The sequence below is a fragment of the Telluribacter humicola genome (assembly GCF_017355935.1).
Classification (GTDB): Bacteria; Bacteroidota; Bacteroidia; order Cytophagales; family Spirosomataceae; genus Telluribacter; species Telluribacter humicola.
The window spans coordinates 432,023-449,257 of the sequence record NZ_JAFIQT010000001.1 but is presented as its reverse complement, the minus strand read 5'-3'; the positions used below and the strand labels follow the sequence as shown (position 1 = coordinate 449,257).

Annotated in this window: 15 protein-coding genes; 3 read left to right on the top strand and 12 right to left on the bottom strand. The window is 50.3% G+C overall.

The features are described 5' to 3' along the window. The first annotated feature begins 43 nt into the window (after positions 1-43). The 3 genes from JUB14_RS02115 (at position 44) to JUB14_RS02105 (ending at position 5,022) form a co-directional block, all read left to right on the top strand. Positions 44-589 carry a KdsC family phosphatase gene (locus JUB14_RS02115; RefSeq protein ID WP_207504086.1) on the top strand — a complete coding sequence of 182 codons (546 nt, stop codon included), beginning with the start codon at positions 44-46 and terminating at the stop codon, positions 587-589. Positions 590-736: 147 nt separating this feature from the next. Further along, positions 737-1,939 (top strand): exonuclease SbcCD subunit D C-terminal domain-containing protein, encoded by a 1,203-nt coding sequence (locus JUB14_RS02110; RefSeq protein WP_207504084.1) that lies wholly within the window; start codon positions 737-739, stop codon positions 1,937-1,939. A 20-nt stretch (positions 1,940-1,959) separates the two neighbouring features. Next, a complete protein-coding gene (locus tag JUB14_RS02105) occupies positions 1,960-5,022 on the top strand; it encodes an AAA family ATPase (protein WP_207504082.1) in 3,063 nt (1,020 codons plus the stop codon). 247 nt (positions 5,023-5,269) lie between these two features. On the opposite strand, the gene JUB14_RS02100 is transcribed toward JUB14_RS02105, so the two are convergent. The 12 genes from JUB14_RS02100 to plsX form a co-directional block, all read right to left on the bottom strand. After that, positions 5,270-5,599 (bottom strand): DUF5615 family PIN-like protein, encoded by a 330-nt coding sequence (locus tag JUB14_RS02100; RefSeq protein ID WP_229367479.1) that lies wholly within the window; start codon positions 5,597-5,599, stop codon positions 5,270-5,272. A 35-nt stretch (positions 5,600-5,634) separates the two neighbouring features. Beyond that, positions 5,635-5,877, bottom strand: coding sequence for a DUF433 domain-containing protein (locus tag JUB14_RS02095; protein ID WP_207504080.1), 243 nt, complete (start codon positions 5,875-5,877; stop codon positions 5,635-5,637). Between the two features lie 116 nt (positions 5,878-5,993). Then, on the bottom strand, positions 5,994-7,301 hold the full coding sequence (locus tag JUB14_RS02090; protein WP_207504079.1) for a dienelactone hydrolase family protein: 1,308 nt from the start codon (positions 7,299-7,301) through the stop codon (positions 5,994-5,996). Between the two features lie 35 nt (positions 7,302-7,336). Then, complete coding sequence (locus JUB14_RS02085; protein WP_207504078.1) at positions 7,337-8,749, bottom strand: high affinity choline transporter 1; 1,413 nt, start codon at positions 8,747-8,749, stop codon at positions 7,337-7,339. A 194-nt stretch (positions 8,750-8,943) separates the two neighbouring features. Beyond that, a complete protein-coding gene (locus JUB14_RS02080; protein ID WP_207504077.1) occupies positions 8,944-9,810 on the bottom strand; it encodes an inositol oxygenase family protein in 867 nt (288 codons plus the stop codon). 223 nt (positions 9,811-10,033) lie between these two features. Next, positions 10,034-10,390: a hypothetical protein gene (locus JUB14_RS02075; RefSeq protein ID WP_207504076.1), complete on the bottom strand. Its 357-nt coding sequence runs from the start codon at positions 10,388-10,390 to the stop codon at positions 10,034-10,036. Between the two features lie 136 nt (positions 10,391-10,526). Next, positions 10,527-12,167: a sodium:solute symporter family transporter gene (locus JUB14_RS02070; protein WP_207504075.1), complete on the bottom strand. Its 1,641-nt coding sequence runs from the start codon at positions 12,165-12,167 to the stop codon at positions 10,527-10,529. A 225-nt stretch (positions 12,168-12,392) separates the two neighbouring features. After that, positions 12,393-13,736 carry an acetyl-CoA carboxylase biotin carboxylase subunit gene (accC, locus tag JUB14_RS02065; RefSeq protein WP_207504074.1) on the bottom strand — a complete coding sequence of 448 codons (1,344 nt, stop codon included), beginning with the start codon at positions 13,734-13,736 and terminating at the stop codon, positions 12,393-12,395. A gap of 100 nt (positions 13,737-13,836) precedes the next feature. Continuing rightward, complete coding sequence (gene accB / locus JUB14_RS02060) at positions 13,837-14,313, bottom strand: acetyl-CoA carboxylase biotin carboxyl carrier protein (protein ID WP_207504072.1); 477 nt, start codon at positions 14,311-14,313, stop codon at positions 13,837-13,839. Positions 14,314-14,406: 93 nt separating this feature from the next. Next, a complete protein-coding gene (gene efp, locus JUB14_RS02055; RefSeq protein ID WP_207504070.1) occupies positions 14,407-14,970 on the bottom strand; it encodes an elongation factor P in 564 nt (187 codons plus the stop codon). Positions 14,971-15,095: 125 nt separating this feature from the next. Further along, positions 15,096-16,091 (bottom strand): beta-ketoacyl-ACP synthase III, encoded by a 996-nt coding sequence (locus JUB14_RS02050; protein WP_207504068.1) that lies wholly within the window; start codon positions 16,089-16,091, stop codon positions 15,096-15,098. A gap of 204 nt (positions 16,092-16,295) precedes the next feature. Continuing rightward, positions 16,296-17,234, bottom strand: coding sequence for a phosphate acyltransferase PlsX (gene plsX / locus JUB14_RS02045; RefSeq protein ID WP_207504066.1), 939 nt, complete (start codon positions 17,232-17,234; stop codon positions 16,296-16,298). Position 17,235: the final 1 nt, after the last annotated feature.

Below are 17,235 nucleotides of genomic sequence, written 5' to 3'. Positions count from 1 at the left end.
GATATACTACTATTTATTGAAATACTAATTCCTGCCATTATTTATGAATCCCCCACTGACAGACCGTTTTCAGCGTATAACTACATTTATTTTTGATATTGACGGCGTATTTACGGACGGTAGTATCCTGGCTCTGGAAAGTGGCGAACAACCACGTACCTTCAACGTCCGGGATGGCTACGGCGTCAACCGGGCCGTTAAGCTAGGCTACCGGGTGGCCATCATCTCCGCTCAAAACCAGGTAGGCGTACGCCGCCGGCTGGAGTACCTGGGGGTGAAAGACATTTTTATCGGGGCTTCACCGGATGGCAAGCTGGCTATTTATCAGAAGTACCTTCAGGATAATAATCTGTCCGAAGACGAAATTGTATACATGGGCGATGATATACCGGATATGGAAGTGATGGAGCAGGGGGTACTTAGCGCCTGCCCGGCCGATGCCGTGGACGAAATCATTGCCATATCGGATTATGTATCTCCCCGCAATGGTGGCTGTGGCGCCGTTCGTGACCTTATTGAACAGGTTATGAAGGCCCAGGGCAAATGGCTCTCGTGGATTGTGAAACATGGCGCAGGGACGAGAGAGTAGCTTCCTTAGTGAAAAACGAAAAGTAGTTCGCTAATTGATATAAGGTGTGAGACCTTCCGAAGATTAGTGAGAAAAGGGTGTAGCGGTACTTTCTTCTGGTAGGGGCGGCCGCTCCTGGAGGGGAGTAATTTAAGTGAGAGAGAAAAAATGAAAATACTACATACGGCTGACTGGCACATTGGCAAGCAGCTACATAAATACGCGCTGGATGAAGATCACCGGCTGTTTCTGAACTGGCTGGGCGACCTCATCGAGGAGCGGGGCATTGAGATGCTACTGGTATCAGGAGATGTGTTTGACACGGCCTTCCCGTCCAATGCCGCTCTTAGTCTCTATTATAGCTTTTTGCAGCGGCTGATCGGCTGTAAGTGTAGGGTAGTCATCACGGGCGGAAACCATGATTCGCCTGGGGTACTTAATGCACCGCGCGAAATCCTTCGCCAGATGGACATTAGTGTCGTGGGCTGCGCCACCGACGACTGTTCCGATGCACTGTTGCTCTTCCCGGATATGAACGTAGCCATCGCCGCGGTACCTTACCTGCGTGATATAGACCTGCGCCGCTCAGTATCGGGCCAGAGCTACGATGACCGGGCCGAGGCCATCCGGCAAGGCATCCGGGGCCACTACCAGCAGTTCATAGACCTGCACCAAGCCGGGTGCCGCGACCTTACGCTCCTGGGTATGGGTCACCTGTACGTAAGTGGGGCTACCATGTCCGACAGCGAACGCGAAATACACGCTATTGGCGGACTAGCCGCTTTTGGCTGTGATCATTTTCCGGAAGGATTCAGCTACATGGCTCTTGGCCACATCCACAAGCCCCAGAAGCTTACTGATACTGTACGCTATTCCGGATCGCCACTCCCGCTTAGCTTCAGTGAGCGCAGTGATATCAAATACGTACTCGAACTTACCCTTACGGATGGTAAGCTTACTGGTGTGGAGGCCCTACCTACGCCCAGACACCGGGAACTACGCACCTTTACGGGTACCGTGGACGAGGTATGGTCGGCCCTGGAAGCTTATACCCCTTCTACCAACCTCGAGTCTCTGCTGGAGCTGAATGTCGTTGAGCCTGCTTTTGACCCTCAGAAGAGCGTCCGGTTTGATATGCTGGTGCGGGAGTTTGAGAAAGCTCCTTTCCGGATCATTAAGCCACGTCTGACGTTCGAGAACCGCATCAAAGAGGCTGACGAGCTATTTACCGTAGGTACTGATATCGAAGACCTGACTCCACGGGATGTATTCACCCGCCGCCTCGAAAGCGAAGAACTTGACGACGATACGCGCTCACTCCTGCTCGAAGCATTTGACGAGCTGCTGGAAGACGTACGGGGCGAACTGTAAACAGGCATAATCCACCGAGTATGAAAATCCTCCGCATACGATTTAAGAATATAAATTCCTTTTACGGCGAGCATCCGGCCATTGATTTCTCGGGTTCACCCTTGTCATCAACTGGTCTGTTCATCATATCCGGTCCGACGGGTGCGGGTAAGTCTACCCTGCTGGATGTGATCACGCTGGCGTTGTACAATGAAGTACCTCGCCTGGGCCGGACTATCTCCAAGACAGAAATAGATAAGCAGGGTTCGGTAGTGAATATGAAAGCCGCCGAGGAGCCTAAAAGCGAAGCCTACGCCGAAGTAGAGTACGAGGCCCGGGGCAAGCAGTACCGCTCCCGCTGGTCCATTGCTAAGAACCGCAACGGTAACTGGAACAACTACCAGATGGAAATCGCGGAACTACCGGAGGGTAAGCTCCTGGACGTAAAGAAGCTCACAGACTACCCGGACATCAACGCTCAGATCATCGGTCTGAAGTACGAGCAGTTTATCAAATCCATTATCCTCGCGCAGGGAAGCTTTGCGGAGTTCCTGAAAGCGGACAGGAATACCCGCGGAAAGCTTTTAGAAGATATTACGGGTACCCACATCTACCGCTCGCTGGGTGCTGCTGCCTTCGAAAAGGACAAGACGTGGGGAGAGAAACTTCGCCTGAAAGAGGCCGAAATGAACGGTGTACAACTCCTCTCGAAAGAACAGATCGGGGAGCTGGAACAGAAACGTAAGCTGGCCGATCAGGAGAAAGCCGTGGCCGAAGGTCAGTTTGAGTACTGGAATGGGGAGAAGCGGCTGTGGGAAGAGTGTCAGAGCCTGACGGTCCGGCTGGAAAAGCTGGGCCAGGAGAAAGTAGCCTTACAACAACAGATTGAAGCCTTTGCCTCTACGGTAGAGCGCCTGCGTCAGCATGAGTCCGTAAGTACTTTTGCGGGTGACTTGAGCCTGCTACGGGAAAAGCAGCAGACACTCGATAAGCTCCGGCAACAGGCTAGGGAACTGGCAGTACGGCGTGAGCAGTTAGCCGCCGAGCGTATAAAGCTGCTGGAGGAAGCAGCCGGTATGGTGGGTGTAGCGGTAGTACAGGACGCTTTTCTTAAAGAAGTTGATACTTTTGAGAACCAGATTCAGGCTCTCACTACTAAGATAAAAGAGCTACGGGCGCAAGCCTCACCGCTCATGACCATCCTGCAGAATGAGGTGGCCGGTTCACGTTTTCCCTTTATCCAGAAGCTCCCCTTCCGCAACATTGAAGAGTCTCAGACCATACTGGCCGCCGAAGAAAGTAAGCAGCAGGCAGTATTGGCCTACTTTCCTACCGGCTTCGATGCGGATACGGAACTCCATGTGCTGAATGAGCAGGAAAAAGAAATGATTGAGCTTACCAATGCACTGGTGCGCCGCCGGTCGGTAGGTGAGGAAGGCAGCAGCCGGAAGACAAAGTTGGCGCAGGCCCAGCAAACTGTACAGGAGGCTATTCCGAAATTGGCGCAACTGGGAGAAGAACTGGAAAAGATCTCCAAAAAGATCACGCAGCTCCGTGAACAACGCGACCGCGAACTCACCCGCGACCGCTTGGATGAGCAACGTAAGCAGCTGAAAGAAGGAGAAGAGTGCCCTCTATGCGGCTCTACCCATCACCCCTTCGTGCATGAGTACGTCAATAACCTGCTCCACCTGCAGGAGAGTATCAAAGCGACCGAACAGGAGCAAAAGGAGCTGCAAAAGCGGGAAAGAGAGCTGGCTGCCACCTTAAAGGCAGCCCAGGATCAGGTAGCAACGCTGACACCGGAACTACTCGCCTTACGGGAGCAGTACAAGGAGGCTGATGCAAAGGTCAATGAGTACCTAACCAACCTGAACATAACAACCAAGGCTGATCCGGAAGCGATAGAAGTACAGATCAAAGAGCAACGGGAGCAAGCTGATATCAAAAAATCCCGGATACGGGCATGGGTGCAGGCGCGCGAAACCGCCGAAACCATCTTACGTATGCAGCAGCACTTCACGCAGCTCGTTCATTACCGTGAGCAGGTCAGTAAGCAGCAGGAAGTACTCAGAAAGCGCTACGCCGGCGAAGATGTACAGGCCGATGCCAACCGCCTCCGGCACCGCTGGATGACCTGGGATAATGCTACCCGCACTACCGAAGAAGCCGCCCTCACCAACCAGACACAGACTGCAGAAACGGAACAGGCCGTACAGGTACTACTGAGTACCCTACTGACCAGTCTGCAGGAGGTAGGTATCGCTACGATAGAGGAGGCCAGTTCACGTATGCTGCCGCCCCAGGAGTACCAGCGCCTGAAGCAGCAGTTTGAGGGATTGAACGATAGAAGCAAGCAGCTGGACACACAGGAGAAAACACTTCATGAAGATCTGACGGCTAAAAATAAATTGCGCAAGGTATCTGACGTAGCGGCCGAGGACCTGGCAACTAATGTAGAAAAGTACCGCAAGCTTCGTGATCAGTACTTGGGTGAGGCGGCTACCTACGCCGAACAACTCCGTAACAACGAACATAACATCAAGCGCTTTGCCCACCTGCAGAGCGAACTGGATGTACTGCGCCGCCAGCGTCGTAAGTGGGAATTGCTCAAAAAGTACATTGGTGACGCCACCGGAAATGCTTTCAGCAACTACGCCCAGAGCCTGACCCTCAGCAACCTGATTGGGCTGGCCAACCTGCGGCTCCGCCTGCTGTCAGACCGCTATATCCTGGACAAGCCCCACAACGACGCCGACAGCCTATTTGTACTGGACACCTACCAGGGCAATACACCTCGCGCCGTCACTACCCTCTCCGGAGGTGAAACCTTTACGATTAGCCTGGCTCTGGCGTTAGCGCTATCTGATCTTGCCTCCCGTAATGTGCGTATTGAGAGCCTGTTCATTGACGAAGGCTTCGGTACCCTCGATCCCGACTCGTTAGAGATCGCCCTCGCCACGCTCGAAAGGCTCCAAAGCGACAGCCAGAAAATCGTGGGCGTCATCTCGCACCGCCACGAAATGAAAGACCGGATTCCGGTACAGATTCAGGTGGAGAAAGGTATTGACGGTACTAGCAAGGTCGTGCTGGTGGGGGGATAATTTAATAGGGAGCGAAGGCTCCCTTACTTTTATCTCAAATGAGTTCTCCGTTACCGCCAGTTTGCAACTGGTGGTAAATAATCCTATAAGTCTTTTACTTGAATAGCCACGATGATTTTCCTACTTCTGGCGCATGAGCCATTAAGTTATTGTGCCAGTCTTAGACTTCATTTATTACCTAAGCCACCAGTTACAAACTGGCGGCAGCGAAAGAACAGCTTGGGAATGGGGATATTGAATAGTACTCTTAGTAGCTTATCAAGCTGTTACGGCCAAAGACAACAACATTTGCGTCCTCTTGAAAAAGCTTATTGATAGTTTGTAAATTAGCTTCGAGTAAATCAATTAAGTCATTGTTCCTGATGTTCCCAATTGAAAGTTTAAGAACCTTAGGCGGTGCTCCTTTCGCCCAGTAATAGTCCAGAAAGTCATCATCTTTGGTGACAATAACCCTACCTTCTTCAGTTGCTATCTGCCTTATTTCCTGATCAGCGAGATACTGGGCCTGAGGGTAATCTGTGGTGTGAGTAGCATCAAAGCCTTTTCTGCGTAGAAAAGTAGCTAGAACAGGTGGCAACTATGTATCAACAATGAAGCGTAACATATACCTGTTTACGCCGCTTTATCCTGTACCGGAACAATAGTACGGGCATCCGCAATGTGAGAAGCGTACAGAAGGCAGGCTTGAATATCCTCTTTTTCCAGATAAGGATAGTCCGCCAGGATCTCCGCCTCCGTCATACCCGCGGCTAATAGCTCCAATAGCTGCGACACGGTAAAACGCATGTTCCGAAGCGTAGGCTTACCATTACAAACAGCAGGATTTAATGTAATGCGTTCAAGTACTTTATCCATTACCGAGCTTTTTACAAATATAACCAATTACCTAAACAACAGCTTTCCGCTCTTGTTGGAGTTACCTTCATTAACTTTTCTTTTGGTTCCCTAAACCCAAGGGCACTGATCTATCTTCATCCACGTAGCCACTTATCAAACCACGCGAAAGCATCAGTTTGCATAGCCACATCGAATTTATGGTCTCCTTCGTAGAACCGGCCCTGATAGGCATCTCCCGCACCGGCAAGGGTATATACTTCCCGCAGAATAGCATCAGCTTTCTTCATTTCGGCCCCTGTAAATAGCCGGTCCTGATTGTTGCTTTGCACCATCACGGGCAGAGGTGCACGCAGTCCGAGTATCTCCGGAAACTCCAGGTAGTTGGGTAGTAGCGGGGTGTACGTCATCCAGGTATGCGTGTAGGCCTTGTTGAGCAGGAAATCATTCCAAGTAGACATAAAACCCACACACACCGCGCATTTGATACGATCGTCAAGGCCCGCCAGATACACCGTGCGCAGGCCGCCTCCCGATAGTCCTGCGCAACCTAGCCGTTTTGGGTCCACATCAGGCCGCTGGCTCAGTACCATCAGCGCCACCTGATCTTCGGCTAGTACTACGCCAGGCCAGGTAGTTCCGGCACAAAACAAAGATTTGGATACCACGTGCTCGTGGGCAGACGACCAGGCGTTGTAGGCATCTATCTCTTCCTGAGTGGTAATCTCCGCGTCGCTTTTCGCCCCGGTTTTAGGCATTCCCCAGCTGATGCCCGCAACATCTTCGTAGTAGGCCCGGCGACTGCCAAACAGAAAGGCATCCGGCACCAGCACCACATAACCGCGTTTAGCTACTTCATTGGCCCAGGCTCTGCCCTGGTAGTAGCCCGCCTGATGCTCGCGCATGTGGGGGTCCTGCTGGTCGGAGGTGCGGGTGATCTTTGCATAACCGTAGTACTTTTCACCGCTATGATCGTGCAGGGCCAGAATGGCTGGCAGAGGTTTTTGAGTTCCCTCGGGTTTCAGAAGTAACGCTTTGGTAGGTCGGCCGTAGGGTAGCTGCCACGTCAACTCTTCAATTTCCAGTCCATCGTACACATATCTCTTCCCCACTGTCATAGCAGGTACCTGGTTGATCGGTGGACTCGCCACCAGTTCTTTTACCTTGGGCAAAGCTTCCTTTTTCCAGGCGCTCAGCTTCATTTTAGGCGTAGCCCGCAGAGATAGCTTAGGCGGATTAGCTCGCAGTCCGGCGGCCCAGCTACCGTAGTTACCAATAATACTTTGTGAACTATCAGGAAGGGACATAGGAGTTGGGGATAAGAGCAGAGACACCTCTACTGGATTGGATTTGGCTCCAAAGAACGGAGCAACGGCCAAGCCTACCGACGACTTCATAAAGCCACGGCGGGTAACAGACCACAAAGGATGAGGTTCTTTTTCCATTAAGGTTTATGATAAAAGAACCTGTACCCAAAAAGCTAATGTAATGCCTCCTTATTCTCCACCAGCGGATCATACTTCACCGCCGAATTGCCGAAAGCAATCCCTGCGACCATACCTACTATACTAGCTAGCAATCCGTAGATCATAGGCGGGTACTCGGTTTCCAGCCACATACACGCCAGCCACACCACCAGCCCTACACTCATGGATAAGATACAACCCAGCTGATTAGCCCGTTGCCAGTACAGTCCGGCTGCTAAGGGTACAAACAGGGACACCAGGCTAAAAGCCGATGACTCACTGACCAGTTCAAAGATGCTTTCACGCGTCGTAGCCATCACAATACAAATCACTGTAATAGCCAGAATACCTACCCTTATTACCAGCAGCAACTGACGGTCGGACAGGTCGGGGCGGAAGAACTTGACAATATTTTCACCTAATACCGCCGCCGGAGCCAGTATGGCACTACTGGTAGTACTGAGAATGGCTGATACCAGGGCTCCAAAGAACAGGATCTGTAAGGGCAGCCCGGTATGCAGCAGCACCATGTTCGGGATGATCATCTGAGAGTCCTGCTTCTCTAGCTCGGGGTACAGCAGGTGTCCGCAAAGTCCAATGAACAGGGGGAGCAGCGCGATGGTCAGGTACATAAAGGACGACAGCAACGACGCCTTCACCGACACATCGGCCGACCTGGCCGCCATCACCCGCTGAAATACATCCTGCTGCGGTATGGAGCCCAATCCAATGGTAATCCAGGCGGCGAAGTACTCTACCGAACTTTTGAATGTCCAGTCGGGGTAGAAGCGAAAGAAGCCGTCGGGCATCTGGTTAACAATGGGAGTGAACCCACCCGCTTTCTGATACAGTACTACCGACACAAATACGAGCCCGGCAATGATCATCATGGTCTGCACGAAGTCCGTAATAGATATAGACCACATCCCTCCCATCAGGGTGTACAGGATTACGACCACCGAACTCAGTAGAATACATTCGGTAAGGGGCCAGCCAAGTACTACCTTCAGGACTATACCCATGGCTATAAGTTGTGCGGCTATCCAGCTAAAATAAGAGGGAATAATCAGAATAGCCGAAAGCAACTCAGCAGGTCTACCGAACCGCAACCGAAAGAAATCGCAGAAGGTGATGATATTCATCTGGTAGAAACGGCGCGCAAAGAAAATACCCACCAGAAACAGACACAGAGCCGCCCCAAAGGGATCTTCAATGATGCCCAGTACCCCATTCTTGATAAATTCTCCCGGTGCTCCCATGATCGTTTCTGAGCCGAACCAGGTGGCGAAGGTGGCGGAGGCGGCCAGCACCAGCGGTAGGCTCCGCCCGGCCAGAATAAAATCCCTGGTCGTTGATACCCGGCGCGAAGCCCACATACCTATACCCAGGTTGAGCAGCAGATATATAACAATGGAAACAGCAAGCATAGCAAGATGAGAGGGGATAGTACTTACAACCTGCAAACAAAAAGGCTAAGTAGCTTATTTGCAAGCGGCGCAGGTACTTCTCTCTAAATAATAGTACGGTACAAACAAGAGCGGCTCACTGGTAGTACCAGTGAGCCGCTCTTGTTTGTAAAGACTTTGAAATATCTATATGCTACTGCCTAACAGCTACCTACTTAGAAACGCAGTGTAGCAGGCAGGTACTTAGCTACCAGATTCTCGTAGTAAGGACGCAGCTCCTGCCAGTTGGGGGCAACGGGCGATTTAGAGTACAGGTCATACGGGTTAAACTTATCTACCCACTTAAACATCTCGTGATCGTGCTCATCCATCAGGTGCTCATAAGCGTGCTCGCGGTGCTGTGAGTAGAATGAGTGGTAACGCAGCATGTACAGTCCCTCTTCAGGGATATAATCCTTCATCATCTGATAGATGTACTCGTCATGTCCCCACGACATATGTACATTGCGCAGACCACAGTTCGGCTCGTACACACCGTACTTGGTGTTGTAGCGCTCGTCGTAGGTATCGGGGTTGTCTTTGAAGTATTCAGGGTATACGATCTTGTCAGAGTGCGCACAACCTACCGGGAAGGTATCACCAACCACGGCCCACTGGGGCTCGCCAAAGAGACACAGTACTTTACCGAGGTCATGTACCAGACCTACCAGTACAAACCAGTCGGGATGGCCGTCCGCACGTATAGCCTCGGAAGTCTGCAGCAGGTGCTGAAGCTGATCCAGATCGGTATCTGGGTCCGAATCATCCACCAGTGTATTCAGGAAGTCAAAAGCAGCCCATACAGGCATTTCCTTCTTGTCAAACTTCAGAAACTCCCGCTCCTTTTCCAGTACAAAGTCATAGGTCTGGTAGCGGTGGTTGAGTCTATAGAATTCCCGCACCGTGTCCCGCTCCGGCGTATCGTAGTTACGGTACTCTTCTTTGGCTTTGGTGAAAGGCTCCGGATAGCGTTCCAGAAGATCATCCTCCCACTGGTCAAGGCTTTGCAGCGGTTCGTTTTCGTTTATTTCGGAAGTTTTCATAGGGATAAGCCGATAATGCTGTTGATTCTGTAAATATATACAAAAGCTTGGATGACAGTAGACTTACTGAACCTAAATAACCGGATCAGACAGAAAATGTTCTGCATACATGATCAGCTGCATCATTCGGTAAGGTAAGCTGTAAAAATATATAAACGGCTGCCGGGAAGGCAGCCGTTTATAAGACTATCAATCCAAAAATAGACTGTTACTTCTGATTCTATCAGCGCGGGCCACGTGAGCGGTCACGGCGGGCACTCTCATCATAGCGACGGTTTTGATTGTAATTCCGGTTGCTACGAAGCTGTCTTTCGTCGTACTCATAGTTACGGCGTCCGTTATCATAGCGCCCTTGCTTGTAGTGACCATTCCGACGGCCATGGTTACCAGGATGGTCCCGGTATACTACACGGGGTGGCGGTGGGCCCGGATGTACCACTATAACCCGTGGAGGTGGCGGTGGCATACGATACCCATAGTCGTAACGGCGTGGTGGGCGATTATGATACACACAGGAAGTGGCAAAGCTTCCCAGTAGTAACAAGATAGCCCACAAGGATATAGATCGCAGGTTTTTCATGGCAAGTTATGTTAGTTATGTTTCTAAGACAATCGAAGGAGGGGTTACCCCTACGCTATACACTACTAACGAAAAAATGGTAGTAATCTGATATTACCTTTCACGAAACATAGCCTAGCCAGATTGTAGGTACTACCTACCAGAACACCGTATACAGAGCCGTAAGTATCCCTCCGATCAGGATAGATAGTACTACGAATGAGGGGGAGACCCTGAACATACTAGGCTTCACTTCCAACGCTTTTCTATCTGCCTGATCTTCTTTTATGAGAAGTGATATAGCTACCATGAGCACTACCAGAATACAGAATACCCACAGTGTACGGTCCAGGAATGGTATAGGATTGATCTGAATTCCAACTAGCGTGTCAAGCAGAAAAGGCATTGATTTGAACAGGATCGAGAGCGGTAGCGTCAGGAAAGCCGCCCACATAGCTGCCAGGGAGGTCGTCTTCTTCCAGAAAATCCCCAGAAAGAAAAGGGCAAATGCACCCGGCGTGATGTAGTTGGAGTACTCCTGAATAAATTGGTAAGCCTGCTCCAGGTGCCGGAGCTGCGGGGTGATCAGTAGGGCAATAGCAAAAGCTCCCCAAACAGCCAGACGTCCTACCCACACGATCTTTCGATCAGAAGCCCCTTTATCAAAGAACTTATGGTAAATATCCAGGCTAAAAATAGTGGAGATACTGTTACACTTACCCGCCAGCGAGGCTACAATAGCCGCCGTCAAAGCCGCAAACGCAAGGCCTTTAAGACCCCTGGGCAGAAGGTTCATCAGGGTAGGGTACGCGTGGTCGGGCTTCACCAGGCCAGCGGTATCCAGCATCTCCTGCTGGAAGTACCCATTTTGATATAGCACATAAGCAGCTATACCCGGAATTACAACAATGATGGGGATGAAAATCTTAAGAAATGCTGCAAACAGGATACCCGCCCGGGCCGTGGGCAGATCGGCTCCCAGTGCACGCTGGATGATGTACTGGTTACAGCCCCAGTAGTTCAGGTTATTGATCCACATTCCGCCAATCAGGATAGACAGGCCGGGCAACTCGTAGTAGTACTTGTGGCGCTCATCAAAGATCATGTGAAAATGCGTGTCGGCTTCCTGCCGGAGTATACCTAAACCATCGAGTGCACCGCCGCCGCCAAATTCGTCGGATACCATATCCAGCGCCAGGTAAGTCACGACCAGCCCGCCTAGTACCAGTACGACTACCTGTACTACATCGGTATAGCCGATTACTTTCATACCTCCCAGTGTAATAAAAATGGCAAACAGCGCCAGCCCCACCATACAGTACAGGAATGGAATACCTGAAATGGTTTCTACGGCCAGCGCTCCTAGGTAAAGAATAGAAGTAAGGTTAACGAAGATGTAGAGCAACAGCCAGAAGACGGCCATAATGGTACTCACTGTATCGTTGTAGCGCTGCGACAGGAGTTGCGGCATGGTGTAGATCTTGTTGCGGAGGTATACGGGTATAAAGAATACCGCCACTACGACCAACGCTGCCGCCGACATCCATTCATAGGATGATATGGCCAGTCCCATGGCAAAGCCCGAGCCTGACATCCCAATAAAATGCTCTGCCGAGATATTAGAAGCAATCAGCGAAGCTCCAATAGCCCACCAGGTCAGGGAGCCTTCCGCCAGAAAAAAATCTTTAGTATTTACCTCACTACTCTTTTTACGTTTGTATACCCAATAGCCATAGGTACTTACGCCTATGAAATACAAAAAGAAGACGACATAATCCGTCCAGTGCAGTACGTTCATTAAGAAAGAAAGGTTTTAGGGAGGGAGACTGTGGCGCCTCACATTGGATAGTAAAGCGAGTCCATTTGCTATTTTACCCATACCACCCGCGCCTGCTGTATAGTTGATCCCCCTCCTGCACCCAGGCTACCTCACATCGGGTCCAGCTTATTCACTTTATGATATAACTACAAAAAAAGCCGGCCCCTCAGGGTCCGGCTTACTATATAGGTGAATCTTGTACGATTACAATCCGCTGAAATCAAAACTTTCTAAGAACTTAGTCGTGAAGTTGCCAGAGCGGAAGCCTGGGTCGTCCATAAGCTTGATATGGAAAGGAATCGTAGTCTTGATTCCTTCAATTACAAACTCCTGCAGGGCACGCTTCATACGGGTTACTACTTCCTCCCGCGACTGTCCCGTTACGATCAGTTTAGCGATCATAGAGTCGTAGTTAGGCGGGATGGTGTAGCCGCTGTATACGTGGCTATCTATCCTGACACCGTGCCCCCCGGGGAAGTGTAGGTTAGTGATCTTACCGGGGCTGGGACGGAAACCATTCGCCGGATCTTCGGCGTTGATACGGCACTCCATGGAGAACAGCTTTGGCGTATAATTACGGCCCGAGATAGGCTCACCAGCCGCTACTTTGATCTGCTCCTTAATCAGGTCGAAATCAGTAACCTCTTCGGTGATGGGGTGCTCTACCTGGATACGGGTATTCATCTCCATAAAGTAGAAGTTACCGTGCTTATCTACCAGGAACTCGATAGTACCGGCTCCTTCGTAGCCAATAAACTGAGCTCCTTTTACAGCCGCTTCACCCATCTGTTCCCGTAGTTCGGGTGTAATGATCGGTGAGGGAGTTTCTTCTACCAGCTTCTGGTGACGACGCTGGATGGAGCAGTCACGCTCCGACAGGTGGCACACTTTTCCGTACTGATCACCTACAATCTGGATCTCAATGTGACGGGGCTCTTCTACAAACTTTTCGAGATAAAGCGCATCATTACCAAAGGCAGCTCCTGACTCGGTACGGGCATCATTCCAGGCCTTCTCAAACTCCTCAGGCTTGTTTACGATACGCATACCGCGTCCGCCACCACCGGCAGTAGCTTTCAGGATAACCGGGTAGCCCATATCGACTGCCAGCTTTTTACCCTGCTCGATCGAGTCAAGCAGACCTTCTGAACCGGGTACAACGGGTACTCCGGCGGCACGCATGGTAGCCTTGGCCGTAGCTTTATCACCCATGCTGTTGATCTGGGCAGCGGTAGCACCGATAAACTTGATGCCGTAGTCTGCGCAAATCTGAGAGAATTCAGCATTCTCAGACAAGAATCCGTAGCCAGGGTGAATGGCATCGGCTCCAGTCACTTCGGCCGCTGATATGATATTAGGGATATTAAGGTAAGACTGTCGGCTTACGGGCGGTCCGATACATACCGCCTCATCAGCAAAGCGAACGTGTAGGCTGTCGCGGTCAGCGGTAGAATAGACCGCTACCGTTTTGATGCCCATTTCGCGGCACGTCCGGATAATACGCAGGGCTATTTCGCCTCGGTTGGCTATGAGTATTTTCTTAAACACGGTTATTTCTATTAACAGTTACCATTGATCAATGACCAATTGTTTTACTTATTCCTGTTTCCCATCCGGGCCTTTCAGCGGCGGGAGTAAGGCTCAGCGATCAGACTGGCTCTACCAGGAACAGCGGCTGATCGAACTCTACCGGTGTAGCGTTCTCAACCAGTACCTTCACGATACGGCCACCTACTTCTGACTCAATCTCATTAAATAGTTTCATCGCCTCGATGATACACACGGGCTTACCGGGCTTAACCTCATCCCCAATATTTACCAGAGCAGGTGCTTCGGGGCTGGATGCACGGTAGAAAGTACCAATCATGGGCGACTTGATAGTGATATATTTTGACTCGTCTGACGCGGCAGGCGCAGCAGCAACAGGAGCAGGAGCAGCGGCTGGTGCGGCAGCAGCCACAGATGCTACTGGCGCAGAAGAAACCTGAGCAGGAGCGGCACTAGCGACTACCGGCGTACCGTAGCGCTTCACTTTTATTTTTAAATCAGCTGTTTCGATGTTCACTTCATCAAGCCCTGACTGAGCAATGAAGTCAATGAGTTTCTGAATTTCGTTGGTTTCCATGTAGTCTTATTTTAAACCATTTGTGACAAGAACAAGCAAAGGAAGCATCAGAAATAGTACGAATGTCATCCAGTCTCCTTTGCTACTGTATCCTTATTTTACCCTTTCAACGTAATCAAGAGTACGAGTATCTACTTTGATCCGCTGCCCCTGCTCGATGAACAAAGGTACCATGATGGTAGCTCCGGTTTCTACTTCCACCGGTTTTTTGGGAGAGTTGGCGGTATCACCACGTACCCCCGGCTCAGCGTATGTTACTTCCAGCTCCACAAAAGCGGGTAGTTCGCAGGTAAGCGGAGTATCATTTTCGGTATTCATAAGGATTTCAACTTCCTGTCCCTCCTTCATCAGATTGGCTCCGTCTACCAGTTTCTCGTCCAGCAGTATCTGCTCGAAGGTCTCAGAGTTCATGAAGTTGTAGCCCACTTCATCCTTGTACAGAAACTGAAATTTATGACGCTCCACCCGTACCGGGTTAATAGTAGCTCCCGATGAGAAAGTATTATCCAACACCTTGCCGGAGGTAAGGCTCTTGAGCTTTGTACGTACGAACGCGTTACCTTTACCAGGCTTTACGTGTTGAAAGTCAATAATCTGATACAGATCATTATTGAATTCAATCACTAATCCATTACGGATATCTGCAGTCGATGCCATGCTAGTAGTTAATAAGTAATGTAGTTTGTAAAATGTTTGAATTAGCTGATAATAAGCAAACTATCCCTATTCAAATGCTTTCTTCTGTGTAATTGTTCAATTATTTTCCCTGTATCGGCAGTACACTATGCTCCATACGCCCACTTTACATAGGCCGATCCCCAGGTAAAACCGCCTCCAAAGGCTGCGAGTACCAAATTGTCTCCTTTATGAAGCTGTGACTCGTAATCCCACAGACACAACGGTATGGTAGCGGCGGTCGTGTTGCCGTATTTATGGATGTTCATCATTACCTTATTCATACCGACTCCCATGCGGTTGGCCGTAGCCTCAATGATACGGCGGTTGGCCTGGTGAGGGACCAGCCAGGCTACATCATCGCCCCGCAGCTGGTTACGTTCCATGATCTCGGCGGATACATCGGCCATGTTCTTCACCGCAAACTTAAATACCTGCGGACCATCCTGGTAGGCGTAGTGCCAGCGCTTCTCGATCGTCTCGTGGGTGGGTGGGTAGCGGCTACCTCCGGCTTTCTGGTGCAGGTAAGGCTGCCCAACGCCATCTGATCTGATGATAGAGTCAAGTACTCCGAAGCCATCTTCATCGGGCTCAAGCAGTACCGCTCCGGCTCCGTCACCAAACAGGATACAGGTTGTACGGTCGGTATAGTCAGTAATGGCCGACATCTTATCGGCGCCCACTACCACTACTTTCTTATATTTACCCGTTTCGATAAACTGTGAACCAATGGTCAGGGCATAAAGAAATCCTGAACAGGCAGCCTGAATATCAAAACTCCCGATCTGGCGTATTCCGACCATATCGCATATGAGATTAGCGGTACACGGAAACACAAAGTCAGGTGTAGTAGTAGCACAAATCAACAGATCGATTTCTTCGGGTCGGGTATTGGTTTTGGCAAGCAGACCTTTGACGGCCTCAGCTCCCATATGTGAACTACCCAGGCCTTCCCCTTTCAGAATACGTCTCTCTTTGATCCCCGTCCTGCTGACGATCCACTCGTCATTGGTCTCAACCATTTGTTCTAACTCGGCATTAGTCAGGATGTAGTCAGGAACGTATCCGTGTACGCCTGTAATAGAGGCTTTTACGTGGGTCATGGTATTTAACATTCTTTTACAAAACCCAGTTGGGCTTTGAGAATATGATCAGGTACCTGGGCACCTCATCAAACTAATTTATCGCTTGTCTTACAAGTAGGCAGACAGCAACCGCAATCACTATCTTAGGCAACAATATTTTTTAGGGTGTGGTGGGACTTGTACCGCAGCAGACGAAACAGCCCTCTATATTCTGGGCTACTCTTAGGCCAGAGCCTGGGTAATATGTACATACGCATTGGCCTTAACCTGTTTATAAGCCCATGATATCATGTTCTTAATGGCTAAGGGTGATGATACTCCGTGAGCAATCATGACGTTTCCGTTGACACCAATGATCGGGCTACCGCCAATGGCTTCGTAGTTGGTCTTATCAATAAAGTCATCCTGGAAGCCACGCTTTTTGGAAAGGTCGTATAGTGACTCTCCAAGCTTGTATAAAGCATTCCCCGTAAAGCCATCCGTTACGATGACATCAGCTTTGTCAACAAAGAGGTCTTTGCCTTCAATATTTCCAATAAAGTTGATGCGTTTGTTGTCTTTCAGCAATTGATAAGCAGCCTGTGCTATCAGAGAGCCTTTCTGCTCCTCTTCGCCAATGTTCATCAGGGCTACGCGAGGCCGATCTAGCTTCAGGGTATACTGGGCGTATAGTGAGCCGATCTCACCGAACTGAGCTAGGGTCTCGGGCTTGCAGTCGGCATTGGCACCAATATCCAGCATAATGGTATGGCTGCCGCTGATCTGAGGTACATAGCCCGCGATGGCCGGACGAATGATTCCTTCGATGGCCCGTATGCTGAACAAGGCTCCAACCGTCATAGCTCCGGTATTACCGGCACTACAGAAAATATCAACAGCCTTCTCCTTCAAAAGCTTAAACCCAACTCCAATGCTGGAATTGGGTTTCTGTGAGAGCGCCTTCGTGGGGTGCTCGCCCATTTCTATTACATCCTCCGTGTGGACAATCTCCACCACTGGTGAATCAAAGTTATGCTTCTGGAAAATCTCGCGGATAATGCCTTCCCGACCAACCAGCACAATACGTGCGTCGGAAGGTAGTTCGGAAGTAGCCATTATTACCCCTTCTACTATTGCTTGCGGGGCAAAATCGCCACCCATAGCATCTACTGCAATTTTCATT

Coding starts and splice junctions, on each gene's coding strand:
- JUB14_RS02115 (WP_207504086.1), top strand. CDS start 44: ATGAATCCCCCACTGACAGACCGTTTTCAGCGTATAACTACATTTATT.
- JUB14_RS02110 (WP_207504084.1), top strand. CDS start 737: ATGAAAATACTACATACGGCTGACTGGCACATTGGCAAGCAGCTACAT.
- JUB14_RS02105 (WP_207504082.1), top strand. CDS start 1,960: ATGAAAATCCTCCGCATACGATTTAAGAATATAAATTCCTTTTACGGC.
- JUB14_RS02095 (WP_207504080.1), bottom strand. CDS start 5,877: ATGGATAAAGTACTTGAACGCATTACATTAAATCCTGCTGTTTGTAAT.
- JUB14_RS02090 (WP_207504079.1), bottom strand. CDS start 7,301: ATGGAAAAAGAACCTCATCCTTTGTGGTCTGTTACCCGCCGTGGCTTT.
- JUB14_RS02085 (WP_207504078.1), bottom strand. CDS start 8,749: ATGCTTGCTGTTTCCATTGTTATATATCTGCTGCTCAACCTGGGTATA.
- JUB14_RS02080 (WP_207504077.1), bottom strand. CDS start 9,810: ATGAAAACTTCCGAAATAAACGAAAACGAACCGCTGCAAAGCCTTGAC.
- JUB14_RS02075 (WP_207504076.1), bottom strand. CDS start 10,390: ATGAAAAACCTGCGATCTATATCCTTGTGGGCTATCTTGTTACTACTG.
- JUB14_RS02070 (WP_207504075.1), bottom strand. CDS start 12,167: ATGAACGTACTGCACTGGACGGATTATGTCGTCTTCTTTTTGTATTTC.
- accB (WP_207504072.1), bottom strand. CDS start 14,313: ATGGAAACCAACGAAATTCAGAAACTCATTGACTTCATTGCTCAGTCA.
- efp (WP_207504070.1), bottom strand. CDS start 14,970: ATGGCATCGACTGCAGATATCCGTAATGGATTAGTGATTGAATTCAAT.
- JUB14_RS02050 (WP_207504068.1), bottom strand. CDS start 16,091: ATGACCCACGTAAAAGCCTCTATTACAGGCGTACACGGATACGTTCCT.
- plsX (WP_207504066.1), bottom strand. CDS start 17,234: ATGAAAATTGCAGTAGATGCTATGGGTGGCGATTTTGCCCCGCAAGCA.